Origin of the sequence: Proteus sp. G2618 (assembly GCF_009915995.1) — a bacterium.
GTDB classification, from domain to species: Bacteria; Pseudomonadota; Gammaproteobacteria; order Enterobacterales; family Enterobacteriaceae; genus Proteus; species Proteus terrae.
This window is the reverse complement of record NZ_JAABNI010000004.1, coordinates 38,972-58,835: the sequence shown is the minus strand read 5'-3', so window position 1 is coordinate 58,835 and position 19,864 is coordinate 38,972. Positions and strand designations below refer to the sequence as shown.

The 19,864-nt window shown below is 36.9% G+C and carries 18 protein-coding genes; 13 read left to right on the top strand and 5 right to left on the bottom strand.

Annotation, left to right across the window (positions count from 1 at the left end):
- The first annotated feature begins 6 nt into the window (after positions 1-6).
- The 5 genes from dppC to GWJ01_RS01060 all read left to right on the top strand — a co-directional run bounded on the left by dppC (position 7) and on the right by GWJ01_RS01060 (position 5,806).
- A complete protein-coding gene (dppC, locus tag GWJ01_RS01080) occupies positions 7-909 on the top strand; it encodes a dipeptide ABC transporter permease DppC (RefSeq protein WP_109401583.1) in 903 nt (300 codons plus the stop codon).
- 12 nt (positions 910-921) lie between these two features.
- Positions 922-1,905, top strand: coding sequence for a dipeptide ABC transporter ATP-binding protein (gene dppD, locus GWJ01_RS01075; RefSeq protein WP_109395025.1), 984 nt, complete (start codon positions 922-924; stop codon positions 1,903-1,905).
- Entirely contained in the window at positions 1,898-2,899 is a 1,002-nt protein-coding gene (dppF, locus tag GWJ01_RS01070) for a dipeptide ABC transporter ATP-binding subunit DppF (RefSeq protein WP_161710598.1), read from the top strand. The genes dppD and dppF overlap by 8 nt, the downstream gene beginning before the upstream one ends.
- 528 nt (positions 2,900-3,427) lie before the next feature.
- Positions 3,428-4,138: a HAMP domain-containing protein gene (locus GWJ01_RS01065; protein ID WP_075673350.1), complete on the top strand. Its 711-nt coding sequence runs from the start codon at positions 3,428-3,430 to the stop codon at positions 4,136-4,138.
- Between the two features lie 174 nt (positions 4,139-4,312).
- Positions 4,313-5,806: an insulinase family protein gene (locus tag GWJ01_RS01060; protein ID WP_109395024.1), complete on the top strand. Its 1,494-nt coding sequence runs from the start codon at positions 4,313-4,315 to the stop codon at positions 5,804-5,806.
- Between the two features lie 141 nt (positions 5,807-5,947).
- Here the strand turns inward: GWJ01_RS01060 and GWJ01_RS01055 are convergent, their stop codons facing one another.
- The 4 genes from GWJ01_RS01055 to GWJ01_RS01040 all read right to left on the bottom strand — a co-directional run bounded on the left by GWJ01_RS01055 (position 5,948) and on the right by GWJ01_RS01040 (position 9,057).
- Positions 5,948-6,958, bottom strand: coding sequence for a serine hydrolase domain-containing protein (locus tag GWJ01_RS01055; RefSeq protein WP_109395023.1), 1,011 nt, complete (start codon positions 6,956-6,958; stop codon positions 5,948-5,950).
- An 80-nt stretch (positions 6,959-7,038) separates the two neighbouring features.
- On the bottom strand, positions 7,039-7,248 hold the full coding sequence (locus tag GWJ01_RS01050; RefSeq protein ID WP_109395022.1) for a 2-hydroxymuconate tautomerase family protein: 210 nt from the start codon (positions 7,246-7,248) through the stop codon (positions 7,039-7,041).
- A 69-nt stretch (positions 7,249-7,317) separates the two neighbouring features.
- The gene (gene yhjD / locus GWJ01_RS01045; protein WP_109395021.1) at positions 7,318-8,337 is read right to left on the bottom strand and encodes an inner membrane protein YhjD; all 1,020 of its coding nucleotides are present in this window, start codon (positions 8,335-8,337) and stop codon (positions 7,318-7,320) included.
- A 330-nt stretch (positions 8,338-8,667) separates the two neighbouring features.
- The gene (locus GWJ01_RS01040; protein ID WP_109401580.1) at positions 8,668-9,057 is read right to left on the bottom strand and encodes a DUF1090 domain-containing protein; all 390 of its coding nucleotides are present in this window, start codon (positions 9,055-9,057) and stop codon (positions 8,668-8,670) included.
- Between the two features lie 180 nt (positions 9,058-9,237).
- On the opposite strand from GWJ01_RS01040, the gene GWJ01_RS01035 reads away from it, so the two are divergent.
- The 7 genes from GWJ01_RS01035 to GWJ01_RS01005 all read left to right on the top strand — a co-directional run bounded on the left by GWJ01_RS01035 (position 9,238) and on the right by GWJ01_RS01005 (position 16,751).
- Positions 9,238-10,080, top strand: a complete 843-nt coding sequence (locus GWJ01_RS01035) for a 23S rRNA (adenine(2030)-N(6))-methyltransferase RlmJ (RefSeq protein WP_098941700.1) — start codon at positions 9,238-9,240, stop codon at positions 10,078-10,080.
- Between the two features lie 144 nt (positions 10,081-10,224).
- A complete protein-coding gene (gene gorA / locus GWJ01_RS01030) occupies positions 10,225-11,580 on the top strand; it encodes a glutathione-disulfide reductase (protein ID WP_109395020.1) in 1,356 nt (451 codons plus the stop codon).
- 317 nt (positions 11,581-11,897) lie between these two features.
- The gene (locus GWJ01_RS01025; RefSeq protein WP_161710597.1) at positions 11,898-12,701 is read left to right on the top strand and encodes a TIGR04255 family protein; all 804 of its coding nucleotides are present in this window, start codon (positions 11,898-11,900) and stop codon (positions 12,699-12,701) included.
- Between the two features lie 3 nt (positions 12,702-12,704).
- Positions 12,705-13,217 (top strand): hypothetical protein, encoded by a 513-nt coding sequence (locus GWJ01_RS01020; RefSeq protein ID WP_161710596.1) that lies wholly within the window; start codon positions 12,705-12,707, stop codon positions 13,215-13,217.
- 17 nt (positions 13,218-13,234) lie between these two features.
- Entirely contained in the window at positions 13,235-14,146 is a 912-nt protein-coding gene (locus tag GWJ01_RS01015) for a hypothetical protein (protein ID WP_161710595.1), read from the top strand.
- Positions 14,147-14,789: 643 nt separating this feature from the next.
- Entirely contained in the window at positions 14,790-16,211 is a 1,422-nt protein-coding gene (locus tag GWJ01_RS01010; RefSeq protein WP_109395019.1) for an NAD(P)/FAD-dependent oxidoreductase, read from the top strand.
- 45 nt (positions 16,212-16,256) lie between these two features.
- Complete coding sequence (locus tag GWJ01_RS01005) at positions 16,257-16,751, top strand: RidA family protein (RefSeq protein WP_069369589.1); 495 nt, start codon at positions 16,257-16,259, stop codon at positions 16,749-16,751.
- Positions 16,752-16,973: 222 nt separating this feature from the next.
- On the opposite strand, the gene GWJ01_RS01000 is transcribed toward GWJ01_RS01005, so the two are convergent.
- Positions 16,974-17,954: a LacI family DNA-binding transcriptional regulator gene (locus GWJ01_RS01000; RefSeq protein ID WP_109401570.1), complete on the bottom strand. Its 981-nt coding sequence runs from the start codon at positions 17,952-17,954 to the stop codon at positions 16,974-16,976.
- Between the two features lie 216 nt (positions 17,955-18,170).
- Between GWJ01_RS01000 and GWJ01_RS00995 the strand changes: the two genes are divergently transcribed.
- Entirely contained in the window at positions 18,171-19,829 is a 1,659-nt protein-coding gene (locus tag GWJ01_RS00995; protein WP_161710594.1) for a glycoside hydrolase family 13 protein, read from the top strand.
- Positions 19,830-19,864 lie beyond the last annotated feature (35 nt).

Here is a 19,864-nt window from a genome sequence, read left to right as displayed (position 1 = left end):
GCATAAATGACTGAAAATAAAGTAACACCGGTCATCAGTGCACCGGCTCCCATGACGCCCTTCCAAGAATTCTGGCATTATTTTAAACAAAATAAAGGTGCCGTTGTTGGGTTAATCTATATTGTAATTATGTTGCTTATTGCATCATTTGCAGGTTTTCTTGCACCTCATGCCCCTAATGAGCAATTCCGTGATTTCTTATTGGTACCTCCTGTTTGGCAAGAAGGTGGAAGCTGGCAATTTATTCTAGGTACAGATGATGTTGGTCGCGATATTCTTTCGCGCTTAATGTTTGGTGCTCGCCTTTCATTATTGGTGGGCTGTATTGTTGTCGTTCTGTCACTTATCTTAGGAATTATTCTAGGGTTAGCAGCGGGTTATTTTGGTGGCCTTGTGGATATCGGCATTATGCGTGTTGTTGATATCATGCTGGCATTACCTAGTTTATTATTGGCGCTAGTGTTGGTCGCTATTTTTGGTCCCTCTATTGTTAATGCTTCTATCGCATTAACTTTTGTTGCCTTACCGCATTATGTTCGACTGACTCGTGCCGCTGTTTTAATTGAAGTTAACCGTGATTATGTGATTGCCTCTCGTGTTGCAGGCGCGGGTTCAATGCGTCAGATGTTTATCAATATATTACCTAACTGCCTTGCGCCTTTAATTGTTCAAGCCTCTTTAGGTTTTTCTAATGCAATCTTAGATATGGCGGCATTGGGCTTTTTAGGTATGGGCGCACAACCACCAACCCCTGAATGGGGAACCATGTTATCTGATGTGTTGCAGTTTACACAAAGTGCATGGTGGGTTGTGACGTTTCCTGGTCTGGCGATTTTGTTTACCGTATTAGCCTTTAATTTAATGGGTGATGGTTTACGAGATGCGCTTGATCCGAAATTAAAGCAGTAACGGAGTAAGAACATGGCATTACTAAATATTAATCAACTATCTGTTCACTTTGGTGATGAAGATACTCCGTTTAAAGCGGTAGACCGAATTAGCTATCAGGTTGAAGAAGGGCAAGTAGTCGGCATTGTAGGGGAGTCTGGTTCGGGTAAATCCGTTAGCTCGTTGGCGATTATGGGGCTTATTGATTTTCCGGGGCGAGTGAGCGCACAAGAGCTCTATTTTGATGGTAGAGATCTTATGAAAATCTCTGAATCAGAGCGACGCAATTTAGTCGGTGCCGATGTTGCGATGATTTTCCAAGATCCAATGACAAGCTTGAATCCTTGCTTTACGGTTGGCTATCAAATTATGGAAGCGTTAAAAGTCCATCAGGGTGGAAGTCGTAAAACACGCAAACAACGTGCTATCGACCTTTTAACGCTGGTGGGAATTCCTGATCCAGCTTCTCGCTTAGATGTTTATCCACACCAGCTTTCAGGGGGAATGAGTCAGCGTGTTATGATCGCAATGGCGATCGCTTGTCGCCCTAAATTATTGATTGCTGATGAACCAACCACAGCGCTGGATGTCACTATTCAGGCACAAATCATAGAGCTTTTGCTCGACTTACAAAAACAAGAAAATATGGCACTAGTGTTGATCACTCATGATCTCGCATTAGTAGCTGAAGCTGCGGACACTATTATTGTGATGTACGCAGGACAAGTAGTAGAGTCAGGAAAAGCATCAGAAATTTTTAAAGCGCCTCGCCATCCTTACACTCAAGCATTATTAAGGGCACTTCCTGAGTTTGCGAGTAATAAAGCGCGGTTAGCATCACTACCGGGCGTTGTACCGGGACGTTATGATAGACCAACAGGTTGCTTACTCAATCCGCGTTGCCCATATGCTCATGATGAATGTTATAAGATTGAGCCAGAGTTAAAAGAATTAGGAATGCACCGTGTGAAATGTCATACACCGTTAGATAATGCAGGGAGACCTACCCATGGCTGAAGTTAATCCAAATGTATCAACTCCCTTGTTAAAAGCGGTTAATTTAGCGAAGTATTACAGCGTAAAGGGTGGGCTTTTTTCAAAAGAGAGAACAGTTAAAGCCCTTGATGGTATCTCTTTTGAATTAGAGCGCGGTAAAACTTTAGCTGTTGTTGGTGAATCGGGATGTGGCAAATCCACATTAGGCCGATTATTAACAATGATTGAGATCCCTACTTCCGGTGAGCTTTCTTATTGTGGTCAAAATCTGTTAATTAAAGATAAATCGGCTGAGAAGTTGCGTCGCCAGAAGATCCAAATTATGTTTCAAAATCCTTATGGATCATTGAATCCGCGTAAAAAAGTGGGGCAAATTTTAGAAGAGCCTTTATTAATTAATACAACACTGAATGCCTCTGAGCGTAAAGAAAAAGTATTATCAATGATGGCTAAAGTTGGATTAAAAACAGAACACTATAGCCGATACCCACATATGTTTTCTGGTGGTCAACGTCAGCGTATTGCTATTGCGCGTGGTTTGATGCTTGATCCAGATATTGTGGTAGCAGATGAACCTGTTTCTGCACTGGATGTATCAGTTCGTGCCCAAGTACTGAATTTAATGATGGATCTGCAACAAGATATGGGGCTCTCTTATGTGTTTATTTCTCATGATCTTTCGGTTGTTGAGCATATTGCAGATGAAGTTATTGTAATGTACTTAGGGCGTTGTGTGGAAAAAGGAACAAAAGCGCAAATTTTTGAAAATCCACAACATCCTTATACGCAGGCATTATTATCAGCAACACCAAGATTGACACCTGAATTAAGACGAGAGCGTATTAAATTAACAGGAGAATTACCAAGCCCATTAAATCCGCCACCGGGTTGTGCTTTCGCAGCTCGTTGTCGCCGTGCATTTGGACCGTGTAGTCAATTACAGCCAACATTAAAAGAGTATAACGGTCAGCTTATTGCTTGTTTTGCAGTGGAGCAAGATAACGCAATAGTTTAAATAAAATAAACTCATCTCATTAAATAAGGACAATATATTGATTTATATTGTCCTTATTTTTTCATTAATAATATTTAATTAATCTTAACTAAATAATCTAATAATGATTTTATAGATATAAAATATTATATTTTTGTGGGTTTTTTAAAATATAAACTTCAATGATATTAATGGGAAATAATATTTTCCATTAATAAATATACTATGCTTAGCATTGTGTTTTAACTTGGAGTTAAGGGTTTAATAGTGTTTAATTTTATGTATTCTAGTGTTTTTTAGTGAATTGTATCTTTTTATTAATATAAAGTAGATTTGTTGTAAATAATAAAGAGAGAGTAAGATTTTATTTTTATTTTACTATTTTTATCTTATAACTATACTCAAATAACAATAATTATATATTTATCTACTTTCATTTTAATGGATAGTCGCTTTTTATAACGTTATTTTCTTTATTGATAGTGATACATAACTACAAAAATACAGTATAATCACTCTGATCAGACATGTATATTGGAAATAGCAATGATGAAACCTCATCTTAAACATTCATTAACAATAAAACAGATGGCCGCTGTTGCGGGCGTTACGTTGGTGACTATTGCTATTTTTATCAGTATTCAACTTGTTTATTTGATAGATCAACGCCGTGAAGATTATCAAAATCAGCTTTTTAATGCCGGTGTAAGTATCCAGCAACCACTCGCTGATGCATTATTACGGTCAGATTTGAACGATGCTAAACAACAGATAGTTGCACTAAAAGCGACGGGGATTTTGGGTAAAGCGATTGTCATGCAACCCGAGAATGTGCAAGTAATGAATTTAGATTTTGCACCCAAAAAAGAAGTCTCTGAATTTTCAAGTTGGCTTTTTGGTATTCCCGTTGAAGCTGTTGTTCCTTTACAGCCATTAGGTATTACTTCAACAGATGATAAGTCCTATAGTGGTCATCTCATTTTACAGGCTGACACAAACCGTTTTTATCGTTTTGCCAGTAATACTGTCGCATTGATGCTAACAACATATCTGTTGATGGGACTTATTCTGACGGTTGCTATTAGTTGGTGTATTAATCGTATTGTTGTAAAACCTTTACGCCAAATCGCCGTTACCCTCAATAAAGATAGCCAAGTTTCAGCGTTATCTTGTCCAAAATCACATTGTGATGATGAGATTGGTTTGCTGGTTAAAGGATATAATCATCAAAAATCTGATCAAAAATTGCCGAAGGTCTGAACCTTCTTACGCCATAATGAGTCTAATCACTATAGTGATTTCATTTCATGTTTTTGTGGTGATAAAGAATGATAATACAAAAAATAGACATCCAACATCTAACATGTCTTTTGGCACTTATTGTTAAACCTCATAAGTGGTTTAATACCAAGGATTAATACAACAGAGGTTCACATGCAGGGTGTAATGACACGAATTTTATTGGGAAGCGTTATATTCGGCGCTGTTGTTTGCCAAGTTCAAGCAGAGGCTTTACAGCCTGATCCGGCTTGGCAAGAAGGGCGACTAGCAAATGGCTTTCAGTGGCAAATATTACAAACACCGCAACGCCCAAATGATAGAATACAGATCCGTTTATTAGTCAATACGGGGTCTTTATCAGAAAAAAGCAGTGAAACGGGTTTTTCATCCTTAGTGTCCAAACTCAACGTTTTGGAAAATACAGGTTTAACGCCAGAGAAACGCGATAATCTATGGAAAAATGCACTAGATCCTGACTATCCGTTGCCTCCAATGATCGTTTCATATGATTTTACTGTTTATAATCTCAGTTTACCGAACAATCAGCCTGAGTTGTTAAAGGATGCTTTTGCATTATTAGCAGGTATTGCTAAACCTGCACAATACACAGAAAATGCGGTTCGTAATGCAGTTCAATCACCACTTCCGATTGCAACATTTCCTCTTAATATTGAAGATCCTATCTGGCGCTCACGTCTTGAAGGTTCTAATTTAAAAGGCCACAATCCGGGCAAACCCGTTAATCAATCAGTAAATACTAAAGAGTTGTCGGATTACCAACAGCGTTGGTACACCCCAGATATGATGACGCTTTATGTTGCAGGTAATGTTGATAATCGAGTATTGACTGAAAGTATTAATCAGGCTTTTTCATCTCTATCAGGAAAGCGTGTAACACCAGTTCCAGTCCCTGTTCTTGCTGATATGAAACCTGAAACCTTATATGTGCAAGAGCCTATGCGAGCAAAAGACCAAATTGCTTTAATTTGGGATTTAGATTGGTCGCCAGTAAAAGACTCTGATACGTTAAATAAATATTGGTTAAGTGATTTAGCTCGTGAAGTGATTTTTGTACATTTAGGTCGTAGTCTTGAACAACGTAAAGAAAATGATAGCACTCAAATTAACATTGATTGCCGAGTACAATATCAGCGTGCAAGTTGTTCTTTAAATCTTGATACTGCTACAGCACACATTCCTGCATTAGCATCATGGGTAGGAGAAGAATTGGGTCGCTTGCGTAACCAAGGTATCAGCGATGAGTTGTACCAAGAGTTACAACAAGAGAAACAACTTCAATTAACTCAATTATTTGCGCGTTATGCAAAAACCAGTACTGCTATTTTAATTAATCAGCGTCTGTTATCGCAACAAAGCAATATTATTGATATTCCACCTGAACAATATCAGCGCTTACGCCAAGCATTTTTAGCGGGCTTAACAAAAGAGACGTTAAATCAGGAACTTTCAAGAGTTTTATCTGAAGATATTGCTTTTGTACTAACACAAAGTGGTGAAACGCCAACCGTAAATCTAGGTGAATTGCGTATTCAATTTGAAAAGCAAGTTCATCCAGAAACGGCAAATACACCCGCTCCTGTCGTAACGACTACACCCAGTAAAGCAGTTGAAACCCCTCTGCGGTAACAACTACAGCGATGGAAATAACACCAACGAAGGAATCGTAATAGAGCAAAGATAGGCTGATATTGAAAATATATCAGCCATAAAACAAATAAAAAGCCAAAAGTGTTATTGATACATTTTTGGCTTTTTATTTGTTTAATCTTAAAGGCGTTTAAAGGCTTCTTTAATAATAGCTATCAAATCGTCACGGCTATTTCGCTGGGTTGTAAAACCTGCAATAGCAATCTGTTTTTCAGGTAAATAATAAGCTGCAGAGCCCCAGTAACCAAGGTGATAGTAAAGTGTGCCTAGGCTAGTTTCTTCAGTCATTAAACCTAAACGATAATTTGCAGCCCCAGTATGTGTGCCTTGCCATTTCATCTCTTTTAAGGTTGATGGATGCAAGTAAACTCTATCTTCGAAGAGATCAGCTGTAAATTTAGCTAACTCAAGGGTTGTCATCACAAGTCCGCCACCACCAAAAGCATCCATTGAAGCATCAATATGAGTTCCTTCATGTTCGCCTGTAAATTGTCTGGCACGCGCTTTGGGATGCTTAGGTTGTAGCTCTAAACCTTCCCACCATGTTTGAGGTAAATCTAAGTCTTGAAAATGCAATAATTCACGAACGGCGATGGCCATATTTTTTTTCATAAACTGAGAAAGAATATCACCTAACAAAATGTAGCCTGTATCTGAATAAATAAAGCGTTTTCCTGCCGGGATAATGGGAAAACCTTGTTGAGCATAGCGTGCAATTTGCTCTTCTCGTGTCCATTTGTGAGAGGGATCTTTAATTACATCTTCGAGATAAGCTTCATTGGCATGATCGAATAACCCACTGCTGTGGCTTAATAAATGGCGTAGTGTAATGGTCTTAAGGTCATAGCCTAGCTCTAATAATGTCTGTTGATAATTAGCACTTAAATACTTAGTTATGTCATCATCAAGAGACAGAGCATTTTGTTCCCATAAACGTAAAAAAGCAGCAGCGAGAAAGGTTTTTGTATTACTAGCGATTCGAAAAGGCGTATCTACAGTTAATTTTTTCTGGGTACTTTCGTCGGCAAATCCGTGCGCCATACCAAAAGGGTATTGGATGCCTGCACCTGTAATATAGATAGCACTTGCTGAAGGTAAGGCATGAAAAGCATCAGTCATCGATTGAACCATAGTTACTTCCTTATCTGTCAGGAAAATAAATCAGCAAAAAGGGTGTACTTGGCACCCTTTATTTATATTGCAGAAATTCATTATTTACTTTTTGCTGCTGCTCGTAATTCTGTTACTGTTTTACCGCCTATTCCCCAGTTGTCTGTTTCAACTTCATCAATCACTACAACAGTAGTTGCTGGGTTTTTACCTAATACATCAACCAAAAGTTGTGTCGCTCCCGCAATAAGTTGCTCTTTTTGTTCTGCGGTTGCACCTTCGCGTGTAATTTTAATATTAACGTATGGCATTGTTTTTCCTTATTATGTTATTTATAGGCGGTTAATGCAGGGAATTAACCATATAGTTTTATCATAAAGTTAAGATGTTGATTGCGTTTCATCCAGCTGTTCTTTACGCATATTTGGACCATCAGTCGCGATCCACGCAGCACAAAAAAGCGTTAATCGGGCAAAAAAGTAGAAGAAAGCCATTAAACCTATCACTGAACCAAATGCGGCACCTGACGGTGAGCTTGCGATTTTGGGTAGCATCCATGTCATTACTGATTTCAATATTTCAAAACCAATGGCAGCGATAAGTGTACCTTTAATAAGCGAAATTCGTTTTGGTTGATGGCGAGGTAGGATCCATAATATCCATAAAAAAAGTAAATAGTTTGCGGTAATGGAAATAGTTAAGCCGATAGTTGTCCATGCTGGTGTTAGCCATTCAATGCCATCTAATCCTAGTGTATGAACAATCATTCTTTGGGCTGAACCTGCCACAGAAGTTAGCGTAATAGTGACGATTAATGCGAAAAGTAAGCCAATTAGCGCTAAAAAGTCACGAAAATAGCGGAAATAGATTTTTTCTTGCTCTTCTTTATTTCTTTCCCAAACGGGGCGTGATTGCGCCAAAATGGCTTGGCGTAAATTACCCACCCAATTGACACCAGAATAAAGTGCAATCGCTAAACCGGTTAAACCAACAGTTGTACGCTGGCGAACTGCGGTATCAATACTCTGTTGAACAGTGGATGCAAGCGTTGGATCATCAATGCTATTTGCAACACCTGTAATTAATTTGGCGAGTAAATCTGGGTTTGAGGCTAAAACGAAACCCGCACAAGCAAAGGAAAGCATTAATACAGGGATTAATGATAAAAATGAAAAGTAGGTAATGGCGGCACCAAACTGATTTCCCATTCTGTCAGTAAAACGTTCGGCCGTGCGAATTAGATGTGCAATAAAAGGTATGTTAGTAATAAAATTACTGATTTTAATCCCAACACCAATAGCTTTTTTTCCGCCATGGAGCCCTTTTTCCAGCCCTTTTTTGAGCGGCTGAGTCAGTTGAGTTTTTTCATTTTCTGTTTGGGGTTGCTGCTCTTCTGACATATATCCTCTTTAATTAGATCTGTCCATTTTTAATAATTGAGTGTCACTACTATAGTTTTCACTCAAAAATATCATAGCTTAATTTCTATTACACACCTTATGCTTATTGTAATTAGCCACTGATTTAGGAGATGTATTTGTTTGTTCTGGCTTAAGTGTAGATGATGCTCTATCAAAAGGCGTAGATAATCTTGTACTTAATAAAGGATAAAAAACCAATACAGCAATTCTGAAATTAAGTTTAGTTTAATAAGAGAATGGCTACTCACTTATTGTTTTATTCTGTATTTCACAGTCAAATAAGGAGTAGGCATTAATTACTTATAATAACTACTTTGTCAGTAGATTTAATTCTTCTTCTATTGCCTTCAAATCTGCCTTTTCTTCAGCTAGTTTTCTTTCTTGTTTAGCAATTTTATCTGCATCACCTTTAAGTTGTGCTTCCTTTAATTCGAGCTCGCGCTCTTTAACATCAAGTTGTTTTTCACGTAATTCAAGGTGTGTGTTTTCAACCACTTTTTCAGGTGTGCAATAGCGTTCAACATTTTGCAATGCTCGCTCTAAACCTTGGATACGATATTGATTACCATGTGCTTTAGCATATTCCATCTGTTTTTGGATATTCTGTTTTTTTATCTCACAGCCATTGGCTGGTCTATCGGCGTAAGCATTGCTTGTGAGTAAACTTAAAGCAATGGCTGTAAAAAGTAATTTTTTCATCATTCTATCCTGTTTAAACTTAAGTGAAATATGGACTTATCATAACGGCTGGATACTAAGACACAACGTTTCTTTCGCTTTCAATGAAGAAGTTCGGCTTTTTCTGATACACTGAGTTTAATCACGATTTCAGAGTAAATTAATTACTAAGCTATACTTATTTCTAACGGAAGATAAAGAATGCTGAGCTATCGCCATAGTTTTCATGCTGGCAACCACGCCGATGTTTTAAAACATATTGTTCAAACACTCATCATTGAGTCTTTAAAAGAGAAAGAGAAACCTTTTCTTTATCTTGATACTCATGCTGGCGCTGGACGTTATCAATTAACCAATGCTCATGCGACTCGCACTGGCGAATATTTAGAAGGGATCGCACGCTTATGGCAGCAAGAAGAGGTGCCGGAGCTTATTTTACCTTACCTTGAAGCGGTGGGAGAATTAAACGCCAGTGGAGAACTGCGTTATTATCCAGGATCTCCTCTATTAGCGGGTAAATTACTAAGAGAACATGATTCTTTAGTACTAACAGAATTACATCCAACGGATTTTCCTTTATTACGTACCGAATTCTCTCGTGATGAGCGAGCTAGAGTTTCTCGTGAAGATGGTTTTGGGCAATTAAAATCTAAGTTACCTCCTCCAAGTCGTCGTGGATTCGCATTAATTGATCCACCTTATGAACTTAAACAAGACTATTCTGCCGTTGTTAAAGGTGTTGTTGAAGGTCATAAGCGCTTCGCGACGGGAACTTATGCGATTTGGTATCCTGTTGTTCATCGTCAGCAAATCAAACGCATGTTAAAAGAGCTTGAAGCAACAGGGATCCGTAAGATTTTACAAATCGAATTAGCAGTAAAACCTGATAGTGATCAATTGGGAATGACGGCATCAGGGATGATTGTGATTAATCCACCTTGGAAATTAGAATCACAAATGAAATCAATACTCCCTTGGTTACATAAAACCTTAGTTCCTGAGGGTATTGGACATACATTAGTTGAGTGGGTTGTACCAGAATAAGCATCTTTATTATTGTTTTTGCCTATTACTGTAAAAGCTAAAATCTGACGTGCTATGTTTTAAATTTTGTCATAATAGACATCATGATATTAAAGACTTAGCCTGTGAGTTACCTATTTTTCTACAGATAAATGGATCAGAGAAATGACGAGCAAACATTACGATTATATCGCCATCGGTGGCGGTAGTGGCGGTATCGCATCAATTAATAGAGCGGCAATGTATGGCCAAAAATGTGCATTAATTGAAGCGAAAGCATTAGGTGGCACTTGTGTAAACGTGGGTTGTGTACCTAAAAAAGTGATGTGGCATGCAGCGCAAATTGCCGAAGCTATTCATCAATACGGTCCTGATTATGGTTTTGATACCACAGTGAATCGTTTTGATTGGGATACACTCATTAGTAGCCGTTCTGCTTATATTGACCGTATTCATCAATCTTATGACCGTGTCTTAGGTAATAACAAAGTTGATGTTATTCAAGGGTTTGCTCGTTTTGTTGATGCCAATACTATTGAAGTCAATGGTGAGAAGATCACGGCTGATAATATTCTGATTGCAACAGGAGGTCGTCCTGTTCAACCTAATATTCCGGGCGCTGAGTATGGTATTAATTCTGATGGCTTCTTTGAATTAAAAGCCTTACCAAAACGCGTTGCTGTTGTTGGTGCTGGTTATATCGCTGTTGAACTTGCAGGTGTATTAAATGCTTTAGGTAGCGAAACACATCTATTTGTGCGTAAACATGCACCACTACGTAATTTCGACCCATTAATCGTTGAAACACTGTTAGAAGTGATGGAAACCGAAGGGCCTAAATTACATACACAAGCTATTCCTAAAGCTGTGATTAAAAATGAAGATGGAAGTTTAACGCTACAACTAGAAAACGGTACAGAGCAGACAGTTGATACCTTAATCTGGGCAATTGGTCGTGAGCCTGCAACTGATAACCTGAATCTGGCAGTAACGGGCGTTGAGTTAAATGAAAAAGGCTATATCAAAGTCGACAAATTCCAAAATACCAATGTAAAAGGTATTTATGCGGTTGGCGATAACACAGGAGCGGTTGAATTAACACCTGTTGCTGTTGCCGCCGGGCGTCGTTTGTCAGAGCGTTTATTTAACAACAAACCTAACGAACACCTAGACTATTCAAATATTCCGACTGTTGTATTTAGTCATCCTGCTATTGGTACTGTTGGCTTAACAGAGCCTCAAGCGGTTGAGCAATACGGTGCTGATCAGGTCAAAGTATACAAATCGTCTTTCACGGCAATGTATAGTGCTGTGACTCGTCATCGTCAACCATGTCGCATGAAGTTGGTTTGTGTTGGTGCAGACGAAAAAATTGTTGGTATTCATGGTATTGGTTTTGGCATGGATGAAATGCTACAAGGCTTTGCGGTTGCACTGAAAATGGGGGCAACGAAAAAAGACTTTGATGATACTGTGGCAATTCACCCAACTGCGGCAGAAGAATTTGTTACGATGCGTTAGTTGTTAATAAAAATAAATTAATTATTAAAAGGTGGATATCAAATTATTGGTATCTGCCTTTTTTATTTTGGTAATGATAAAAAATGGATCTTATTTATTAAGATATGTTTAGAAAAATTTATTTTTCCTCTTTATACATTCAATATGCAGCTCACATGTATACCATATAAATTACTTAATTAAATATTCGTAAGACAATGTCACAAAATATTTAGCTAAAATTACTTGTGCAAAAACGTGTGCAAAATATAATGTAACTTCACTTGTTTTGTACAGGAATAAAACAGGGGCATATAAAAAATATAAATGGGGATAAAATGGTAAATAAAATAGTTGCAAAAAAAATATCTATAAGGTTTGAAAAATTAGGTATTTCGGGCTTTAAATCAAAGCTCGAAACTTTACAGGAAGTGCTTCGTGACAGATTTCCTAAGTCATTTATGCCTCGTGTTCAAGCCTTTAATATTGATATTACCAACCCTAACACAGTGCAAATTGACCAAGATGGTGTCTATGAACTTTATATGGCAAGTGCTGATGGCCTTCATTCACTGAAAATAGGTAATCAAGGTTTTGACTATACTGTACATAGGTATGCGTCATTTGATGTACAAAAAGAGTTTTTTTTACATGTCGTGAAAAACGTGATAGATGTCATGGAAGTAAAGTATATAGGATATTTATCAGTACAAAATATCAATTTATTTACATGTGACACTGATGGCGCTACACCTCATATTCGTAAAAACTCTCCACTTGCTACCACTGATATAGGAATAGATAAATCATGGAAGCAAGCCGGTGTTGCAACTCGGCATGACTATGAGATGGATGATGGTTCTATTGGTTTAGTTGTGCTTAGTACTATTGCACAGGTAGGTCAAAGTTTTGTTCCTCAAACAGAATGGGAATTATGGCAATTTGTTGGTGGGATACCTGTTATACAAAACATAAGTTTATTGGTCACAATATCTGTTGTACATCACCAAGGTAGAAAGGCTCAACGCTCACCAGGGGGTAATTTAGTTGAATTAGATTTAAATAAGGTTGAATCACAACTTGAACAGCTCCATCAGCATTTAAATCAAACTTATAGCTCCTTAATAATAATAGGAGATTAATGTATGGATGATTATTTAACAAAACAGGCTATTGTTCCCATAGTATCTGGTCTTTTGCTATTTACTACTCCACATGTTGAAAATACTCAAATTCTTACACCTATTGTTTTGATTTATCACAACGACTTACCTCAATATGTGTCAGAAGGAAATGAGGTTAGAGTAAATAAAGAGAATACAGCATCGATTGCTTTGTATCATAAGTTGAAAGATAAGTTTGGGCTTTCACACACACAGTTTTCTTCATGGTTGGGACTAAAAAGGCGTTCTTTATATAATTGGCTGAATGAACCAGACAGTTCTCGCAATAGAGAAAGTATTGAGATTCGACTCTCTAATTTAAATTTTTTAATGAATGAGATGGATCAAGAGCATAGGCATTTATTATATAAGATTGCTTTCAGCCCTATTGATGGTGATCCTGCCTTGGGAGAAGCATTGCTCAATGGAGCAAGTAAAGATGAACTCTGTGTTTGGTATGACAAGTTGTATGAGAAATTTGAACAATTGGTTTAATTCAGTAAGGAATACAAGTGACTAAAAACGTTCGAGAAAAACTCTTAGAAAAAGGTTGGGGGCGACATAGCTGTATTTTAATAGATGAACAAATTACGCAATGGCTCACTCCTACCTTGCCAGAGAGTGTTCAAGAACTTTGTGTTAATGGTAATCTTCTTATCATTTCATTATATGATTGCGCAGTAATCAATCCATGTTTTCTTACTGAACCATGGGTTAATGTACTAATAGCTAAGAAAATTGATACACCAAATAAGCAGTTTCAAAATAATCGTAATGAGAGAAAGCTACATTTCTTCGTTATGAATGATGGAAATAGCGAAGCCTTTGAGGTTAATGCCTCCAGTATCATACAGTTTGAACGCAATAAATTGCTTGAACTCAGTAAAAGTATTCATTATCAAATCGAAAATGACTCTTCATTCAGTTTAAAGCATTGGTTGGCTGAACGTTTTCGTCGAGATGTCTGGCCAGATGCTTTTAATAGCTCGATTAAAAGTGCAGAAAAACGCTTGAAAAAATTTTATGAACGTTGGAATGATTATTTATCAGGTATTTACCTAAAGCTAGATACATGGGAAGAAAAACCAGAAGGTGTTAAATATACAATTTGTGGAATTATTGTTATTGAGGATAATAAACTTCGTCAGCTTAGAAAGAAAATTAAAGAGACTGAAAGTGGATTAAAAGATAAAAACAATGATTGTTTAGATAAATTTATATCTAATCAGTTTAAAGTGATACTTGGTAATTTGATTGATTGGGTAGAGGATCCAACTTCACTTCTTGGGATCGCATTAGCTTTAAAAACAGAAGGTCAAATCACCTTAAGCCATCAAAGAGAATTTAGGCGGCTTAACCCCTATACATTATCAGACCAAGCTCCAAATGCCCCAATGCCTGCGGAAATGGAGAATATTTTCTAATTAATGGTTCTAGTTATTTCAGTAGCATTCACTTTGATAACAACTGAATCATTGATATTTTTATCAATATTCATGTGTTATAAAAAGTTTTATCTACCTATCAGTGTAAATTTGTACTGTTCCCCGTTTTATTTCGAACTCAAATATCCTCTTTTCTATGTATTTTCCAAAAAGCATATTCGTCTACTAACTGACCAATAAACCAGTTATTAGGTGAAACTACTCGCCTTGTAAAAAGTTATCACGAATCAGGGGCATCTTTTTATTTTATACAATCGTGCGATGAGTTTTGCTTACTTTGTAAACAAATGTTGACAGAGTTACATGTTGATTTGTATCTAAATGTTAATTAAATAAATAATTATATTTTTTATTAACAATTTTAAATCTTGTTGCTATCTCTTTGTTTATTATTAATTAATAAATAGTTCCTCAAAGAAAGAATGTCTTTAAATGCTATTTTTTTATGAGAAAAATCGATTAAATTGACCATGTTGTATCTGTGGATATTGTTGTTTAGAGAAATGATTAACAAATAATTATAATTATTAACAATATAATGAACTATGCTATTATTCAATTTTAAAGCAATAAACGAATAACATTATAAATATAAATGGTAAATCCATTACTGAGGTAGAAGATGAAAATTTCAAGGAGAAAGCTGCTTTTAGGTGTTGGTGCTGCGGGTGTTTTAGCTGGTGGCGCTACATTAGTTCCAATGATTCGCCGTGATGGCAAATTCGTTGAAACTAAATCTAGAGTATCATTTGTCGAAGGTACAGAGGGTGCTCTGCCTAAAGAGTCTGATGCAGTGATTATCGGTGCTGGTATCCAAGGTATCATGACCGCTATCAACCTTGCAGAACGTGGCATGAGTGTCACTATTTTAGAAAAAGGCGAGATTGGCGGTGAACAATCAGGCCGAGCATACAGCCAAATTATTAGTTATCAGACATCACCAGAAATTTTCCCATTACACCATTACGGGAAAATCTTATGGCGTGGAATGAACGAGAAAATTGGTGCCGATACTAGTTATCGCACACAAGGTCGTGTAGAAGCCCTTGCTGATGAAAAAGCGTTTGATAAAGCTCAAGCATGGATCAAAACAGCTAAAGAAACGGCTGGATTTGATACACCATTAAATACTCGCATTATTAAAGGTGAAGAGTTATCAAACCGTCTTGTTGGTGCCCAAACACCGTGGACTGTTGCCGCTTTTGAAGAAGACTCAGGTTCTGTTGATCCAGAAACAGGAACACCTGCATTAGCTCGTTACGCTAAACAAATTGGCGTAAAAATCTACACCAACTGCGCTGTAAGAGGCATCGAAACTGCGGGTGGTAAAATTTCTGATGTTGTAACAGAAAAAGGCGCAATTAGAACATCTCACGTTGTTCTTGCGGGTGGTATTTGGTCACGTTTATTTATGGGTAACATGGGCATTGATATTCCAACGCTGAATGTTTACTTATCACAGCAACGTGTATCAGGTGTTCCGGGCGCACCTCGTGGCAATGTGCATTTACCAAATGGTATTCACTTCCGTGAACAAGCCGATGGTACTTATGCTGTCGCACCACGTATTTTCACAAGTTCTATCGTGAAAGATAGCTTCTTGTTAGGGCCTAAGTTTATGCATCTGTTAGGTGGTGGTGAGCTGCCATTAGAATTCTCTATTGGTGAAGACTTATTTAATTCATTCAAGATGGCAACATCTTGGAAATTAGATGAAAAAACACCGTTTGAACAATATCGTACTGCAACAGCAACACAAAATACTGAGCATTTAGATGCTGTATTCCAAAGAATGAAAGCGGAATTCCCAGTATTTGAAAAATCACAAGTCGTTGAACGTTGGGGTGCTGTTGTTAGTCCAACATTTGATGAATTACCAATTATTTCTGAGGTCAAAGAATACCCTGGTCTGGTTATTAATACCGCGACAGTATGGGGTATGACCGAGGGCCCAGCAGCAGGTGAAGTTACTGCTGATATCGTAACGGGCAAAAAACCAGTTATTGATCCAACGCCATTTAGTATGGATCGTTTTAAGAAATAAGTAACCCCTTGTTTTACTGTAAATTAAACATATTAAGGAGTTTTCATGCGCTATAAAAGCTTACTTGTTGCCCTACCTTTTATTTTTGGTGTAGCAAGTGCGAATGCGGAGGGTGTTGTGCACCATAAATTAAACGGTATGCCTATTTCGGAGTCTGTTGAAGTTAGTGCAGGTAACAACCTTGTTTTCTTAAGTGGCAAAGTACCCGCTAAGAAATCAGCAGATGCGCCAGAAGGTGTATTGGCTTCTTATGGTAACACTGAAGAACAAACTATCAGTGTATTAGAGCAAATCAAAACTCACCTGAATGAACTTGGCTTAGACATGAAAGACGTTGTTAAAATGCAAGTCTTCTTAGTCGGTGGAGAAGAAACTAAAGGTGAGATGGACTTTAAAGGCTTTATGGACGGTTATTCTAAGTACTTTGATGCTTCGAAAACTGAACAACTGCCAGCTCGTTCAACGTTCCAAATCGCTAAACTGGCAAATCCAGCATGGCGTGTAGAAATTGAAGTTATTGCTGTTCGTCCTGCAAAATAAGAACGATAGCTTTTACTCAATTTCGAAGTAAAATATAATCAAATAAAACGCCAAAGACGGGCAACTTTCTTTGGCGTTTTTTATGGTATCGATATGTTATGTCGATAAAATGTGTTTTTATAAACATATGAGTTGGTCTTCTAGAATACCTTATAACAATCTACCTTTATTAGCACCTGATCTATAATTCATTGAAATACGTAAATATTTATAAATTATGTCTTAACTACTTTCACCTTGAATAAACTTCACTGGAATAACAGAGACGTTATCTGCTATTTCTTTATTCTCAATTAATGCACTAATCACTTCTACACTTTTTTCAGCCAGTTGTTCAAAGGGCTGTTCAATACAAGTTAATTGGCGCAGTGTCTGATTTAACCAAGGGCTTCCATCGTAAGCAACGATTTTTAATTGTTCTGGAATGGCAATATTTCGTCTTGTTGCTTCATTAAATAATGCCATTGCGGGAATATCAGCGGCAAAAATGGCATCAATATCTGAATGCAAAGAAAGTATTTTTGTGGCAAAAGAGTGAAAATAATCTTTCTCCTCTTCTTTCCAATTTACTTTGCATAGAATAGGTTTAATACCTGCCTGAATAAGCGTTTTTTTAAAAGCTAAACAGCTTTGATATGAAGGTGTTGATGATAAATAACTTGAATTATCTTCAATGTAGAGGATTTTTTTGCAACCCTTTTGAATAAGGTGTTCCGCAGCTAATCGACCGCCAGTATGGTGATCCGAGCAAACTAATGGAATATCACGAAGATGACGATCTAGTGTTACCACAGGCTTTTGAATATGTTGATACTCACTATCATCCAATAATAGATATTCTGCAATAATACCGTCGATCTGACCACGTTTAAGCATATCAAAAAATATACGTTCGCGTACTTTGCTATTTTGTGTTGCACATAACATCATGCTATAGCCATTTTTAGCGAGCTTATTTTCAATAAAACGTGTCACTGTCGCAAAATAAGGGTATTCAAGGCTATTAATAATGACACCAACAACTGCACTTTTCTGTTGATATAAATTTCTTAGCCAAGTATCAGGAATATAATCTAATTCCTCTACCGCTTTCTTTATTTTTTCTCGTGCAGCTTGAGATACATAACCACTGTTATTTAATGCTCTAGAAACAGTACTTGCTGCGACATTGGCTTTTTTTGCGACATCACGGATCCCGGCCATTGAATATGCTGTTGCTCCTTTGAATTAGTTGATGACCTAATATATCTTAATATGATTATGACAAACCCATCTTTATTGAGGTAATTGTGTTTTTTTAGTATGAGCTATTTCACATTTTAGTATGTTAATTACCTTACCCTCTCTTTTAATGCTTATAGTATCTTATATTAATTATGGAACTGTTCCATATATACTAATTACCTTAGTGAGGCGAATATGTCTAATACTTGGTGGAAAGAAGCGGTGGTCTATCAAATTTATCCTAAGAGTTATTTTGATAGTAACGGGGATGGTGTTGGGGATTTAGCAGGGATCACAGAGAAATTAGATTATATTCAGTCACTCGGTACAAATGTTATTTGGTTATGCCCCATTTTTAAATCGCCAATGAAAGACAATGGTTATGATATTGCTGATTATTCTGTTGTCGATCCTATCTTTGGGGATAATAACGCGTTAGATAAGCTAATTAGCGAAGCTAAAAAACGTGATATTAAAATTCTATTAGATTTAGTATTAAATCACTCTTCTGATGAGCATCCATGGTTTAAAGCCGCAATTGAAGATCCTAATAGCCCATATGCCGATTATTATATATTTAAACAATGGGATAAGCCGACTCCTCCTAATAATTTACGCACTTATTTTGACTGCTCTGTTTGGAGTCGTGTTGGAAAAACAAATCGTTGGTATTTCAATTCATTTGGCCCTGAACAGCCGGACTTAAATTGGGAAAATCCACAATTACGTAAAGACATTATCAATATGATTAATGTCTGGATCAAAAAAGGTGTTGCTGGATTTCGTATTGATGCGATTGGTAATTTAAAAAAATCTCCTGAAGCCTTATCTGAACATCAATTTGAACCCGACAAAGATGATGGTTCTGCATCTTTAGTACCTTGGGTTTTAAATCAACCTGGCATTGATAAGTTCTTAACTGAATTAGCTGAGAACACTTTTAAGCCAGCAAATAGTATGACAGTTGCAGAAATTGACGTACCTGAAAAAGATTTATGTGCTTATGTTGGTGATAATGGTTATTTCTCGATGGTATTTGATTTTAGTATTGCTGATTTAGATATCCGCAATGAAAAGCCATTTACCATTAACCCTATTACAGGTGAAAGATTAAAACCGGTATTTATTAAAAGTCAATTAGATACTCAACGAGTAGGCTGGGGAGCGCCTTATTTAGAAAATCACGATCAACCTCGTTCATTAAATAAATTTCTCCCTAAAGGAGGCATTAACCCTATTAGTGCCAAAATGCTAGCGACATTTTTATTAACTCAACGAGGAACGCCTTTTATTTACCAAGGGCAAGAAATTGGCATGACAAATTGTCCGATGACATTAGAGGAACATGATGATTTACATGTTTTTAAATTGTATGAATGGGGCAATAAATTAGGTTATAGCGACGAGCAAATTATTGAGTACTTTAATGACCGTAGTCGTGATAATTCACGAACACCTTTCCAATGGAATAGCGAAATAAATGGTGGTTTTAGTACAGGTAAACCTTGGTTAAAAGTTAACCCTAACTATGTCGATATTAATGCGCAACAAGAAACGCAAGATAAGCACTCTCTTTTCGCTTATTACCAACAATTAATTGCATTAAGACGACATTCAGAGATCAGTGATATTCTGATTTACGGTGAGTTTTTGCCATTAGATTCACCAGAAAATGTGATTGCTTTTAAGCGTACTTATGAAGGCAACTCAGTCAATATTTACTGTAATTTTAGTGGTGAAGAAAAAACACTAACTATTAACGCTAAGAATATTTATTTGCATAACAGTCCAATAGTGGAAGATGGACAAGGCAACCTAATTCTTCAGCCTTATCAAGCAATTATTTTTGTTTAATTTCCTCTGTTTCATTGAAAATAAAGCGCCTTTAT

Coding starts and splice junctions, on each gene's coding strand:
- dppC (WP_109401583.1), top strand. CDS start 7: ATGACTGAAAATAAAGTAACACCGGTCATCAGTGCACCGGCTCCCATG.
- dppD (WP_109395025.1), top strand. CDS start 922: ATGGCATTACTAAATATTAATCAACTATCTGTTCACTTTGGTGATGAA.
- dppF (WP_161710598.1), top strand. CDS start 1,898: ATGGCTGAAGTTAATCCAAATGTATCAACTCCCTTGTTAAAAGCGGTT.
- GWJ01_RS01065 (WP_075673350.1), top strand. CDS start 3,428: ATGAAACCTCATCTTAAACATTCATTAACAATAAAACAGATGGCCGCT.
- GWJ01_RS01060 (WP_109395024.1), top strand. CDS start 4,313: ATGCAGGGTGTAATGACACGAATTTTATTGGGAAGCGTTATATTCGGC.
- GWJ01_RS01055 (WP_109395023.1), bottom strand. CDS start 6,958: ATGGTTCAATCGATGACTGATGCTTTTCATGCCTTACCTTCAGCAAGT.
- GWJ01_RS01050 (WP_109395022.1), bottom strand. CDS start 7,248: ATGCCATACGTTAATATTAAAATTACACGCGAAGGTGCAACCGCAGAA.
- yhjD (WP_109395021.1), bottom strand. CDS start 8,337: ATGTCAGAAGAGCAGCAACCCCAAACAGAAAATGAAAAAACTCAACTG.
- GWJ01_RS01040 (WP_109401580.1), bottom strand. CDS start 9,057: ATGAAAAAATTACTTTTTACAGCCATTGCTTTAAGTTTACTCACAAGC.
- GWJ01_RS01035 (WP_098941700.1), top strand. CDS start 9,238: ATGCTGAGCTATCGCCATAGTTTTCATGCTGGCAACCACGCCGATGTT.
- gorA (WP_109395020.1), top strand. CDS start 10,225: ATGACGAGCAAACATTACGATTATATCGCCATCGGTGGCGGTAGTGGC.
- GWJ01_RS01025 (WP_161710597.1), top strand. CDS start 11,898: ATGGTAAATAAAATAGTTGCAAAAAAAATATCTATAAGGTTTGAAAAA.
- GWJ01_RS01020 (WP_161710596.1), top strand. CDS start 12,705: ATGGATGATTATTTAACAAAACAGGCTATTGTTCCCATAGTATCTGGT.
- GWJ01_RS01010 (WP_109395019.1), top strand. CDS start 14,790: ATGAAAATTTCAAGGAGAAAGCTGCTTTTAGGTGTTGGTGCTGCGGGT.
- GWJ01_RS01005 (WP_069369589.1), top strand. CDS start 16,257: ATGCGCTATAAAAGCTTACTTGTTGCCCTACCTTTTATTTTTGGTGTA.
- GWJ01_RS01000 (WP_109401570.1), bottom strand. CDS start 17,954: ATGGCCGGGATCCGTGATGTCGCAAAAAAAGCCAATGTCGCAGCAAGT.
- GWJ01_RS00995 (WP_161710594.1), top strand. CDS start 18,171: ATGTCTAATACTTGGTGGAAAGAAGCGGTGGTCTATCAAATTTATCCT.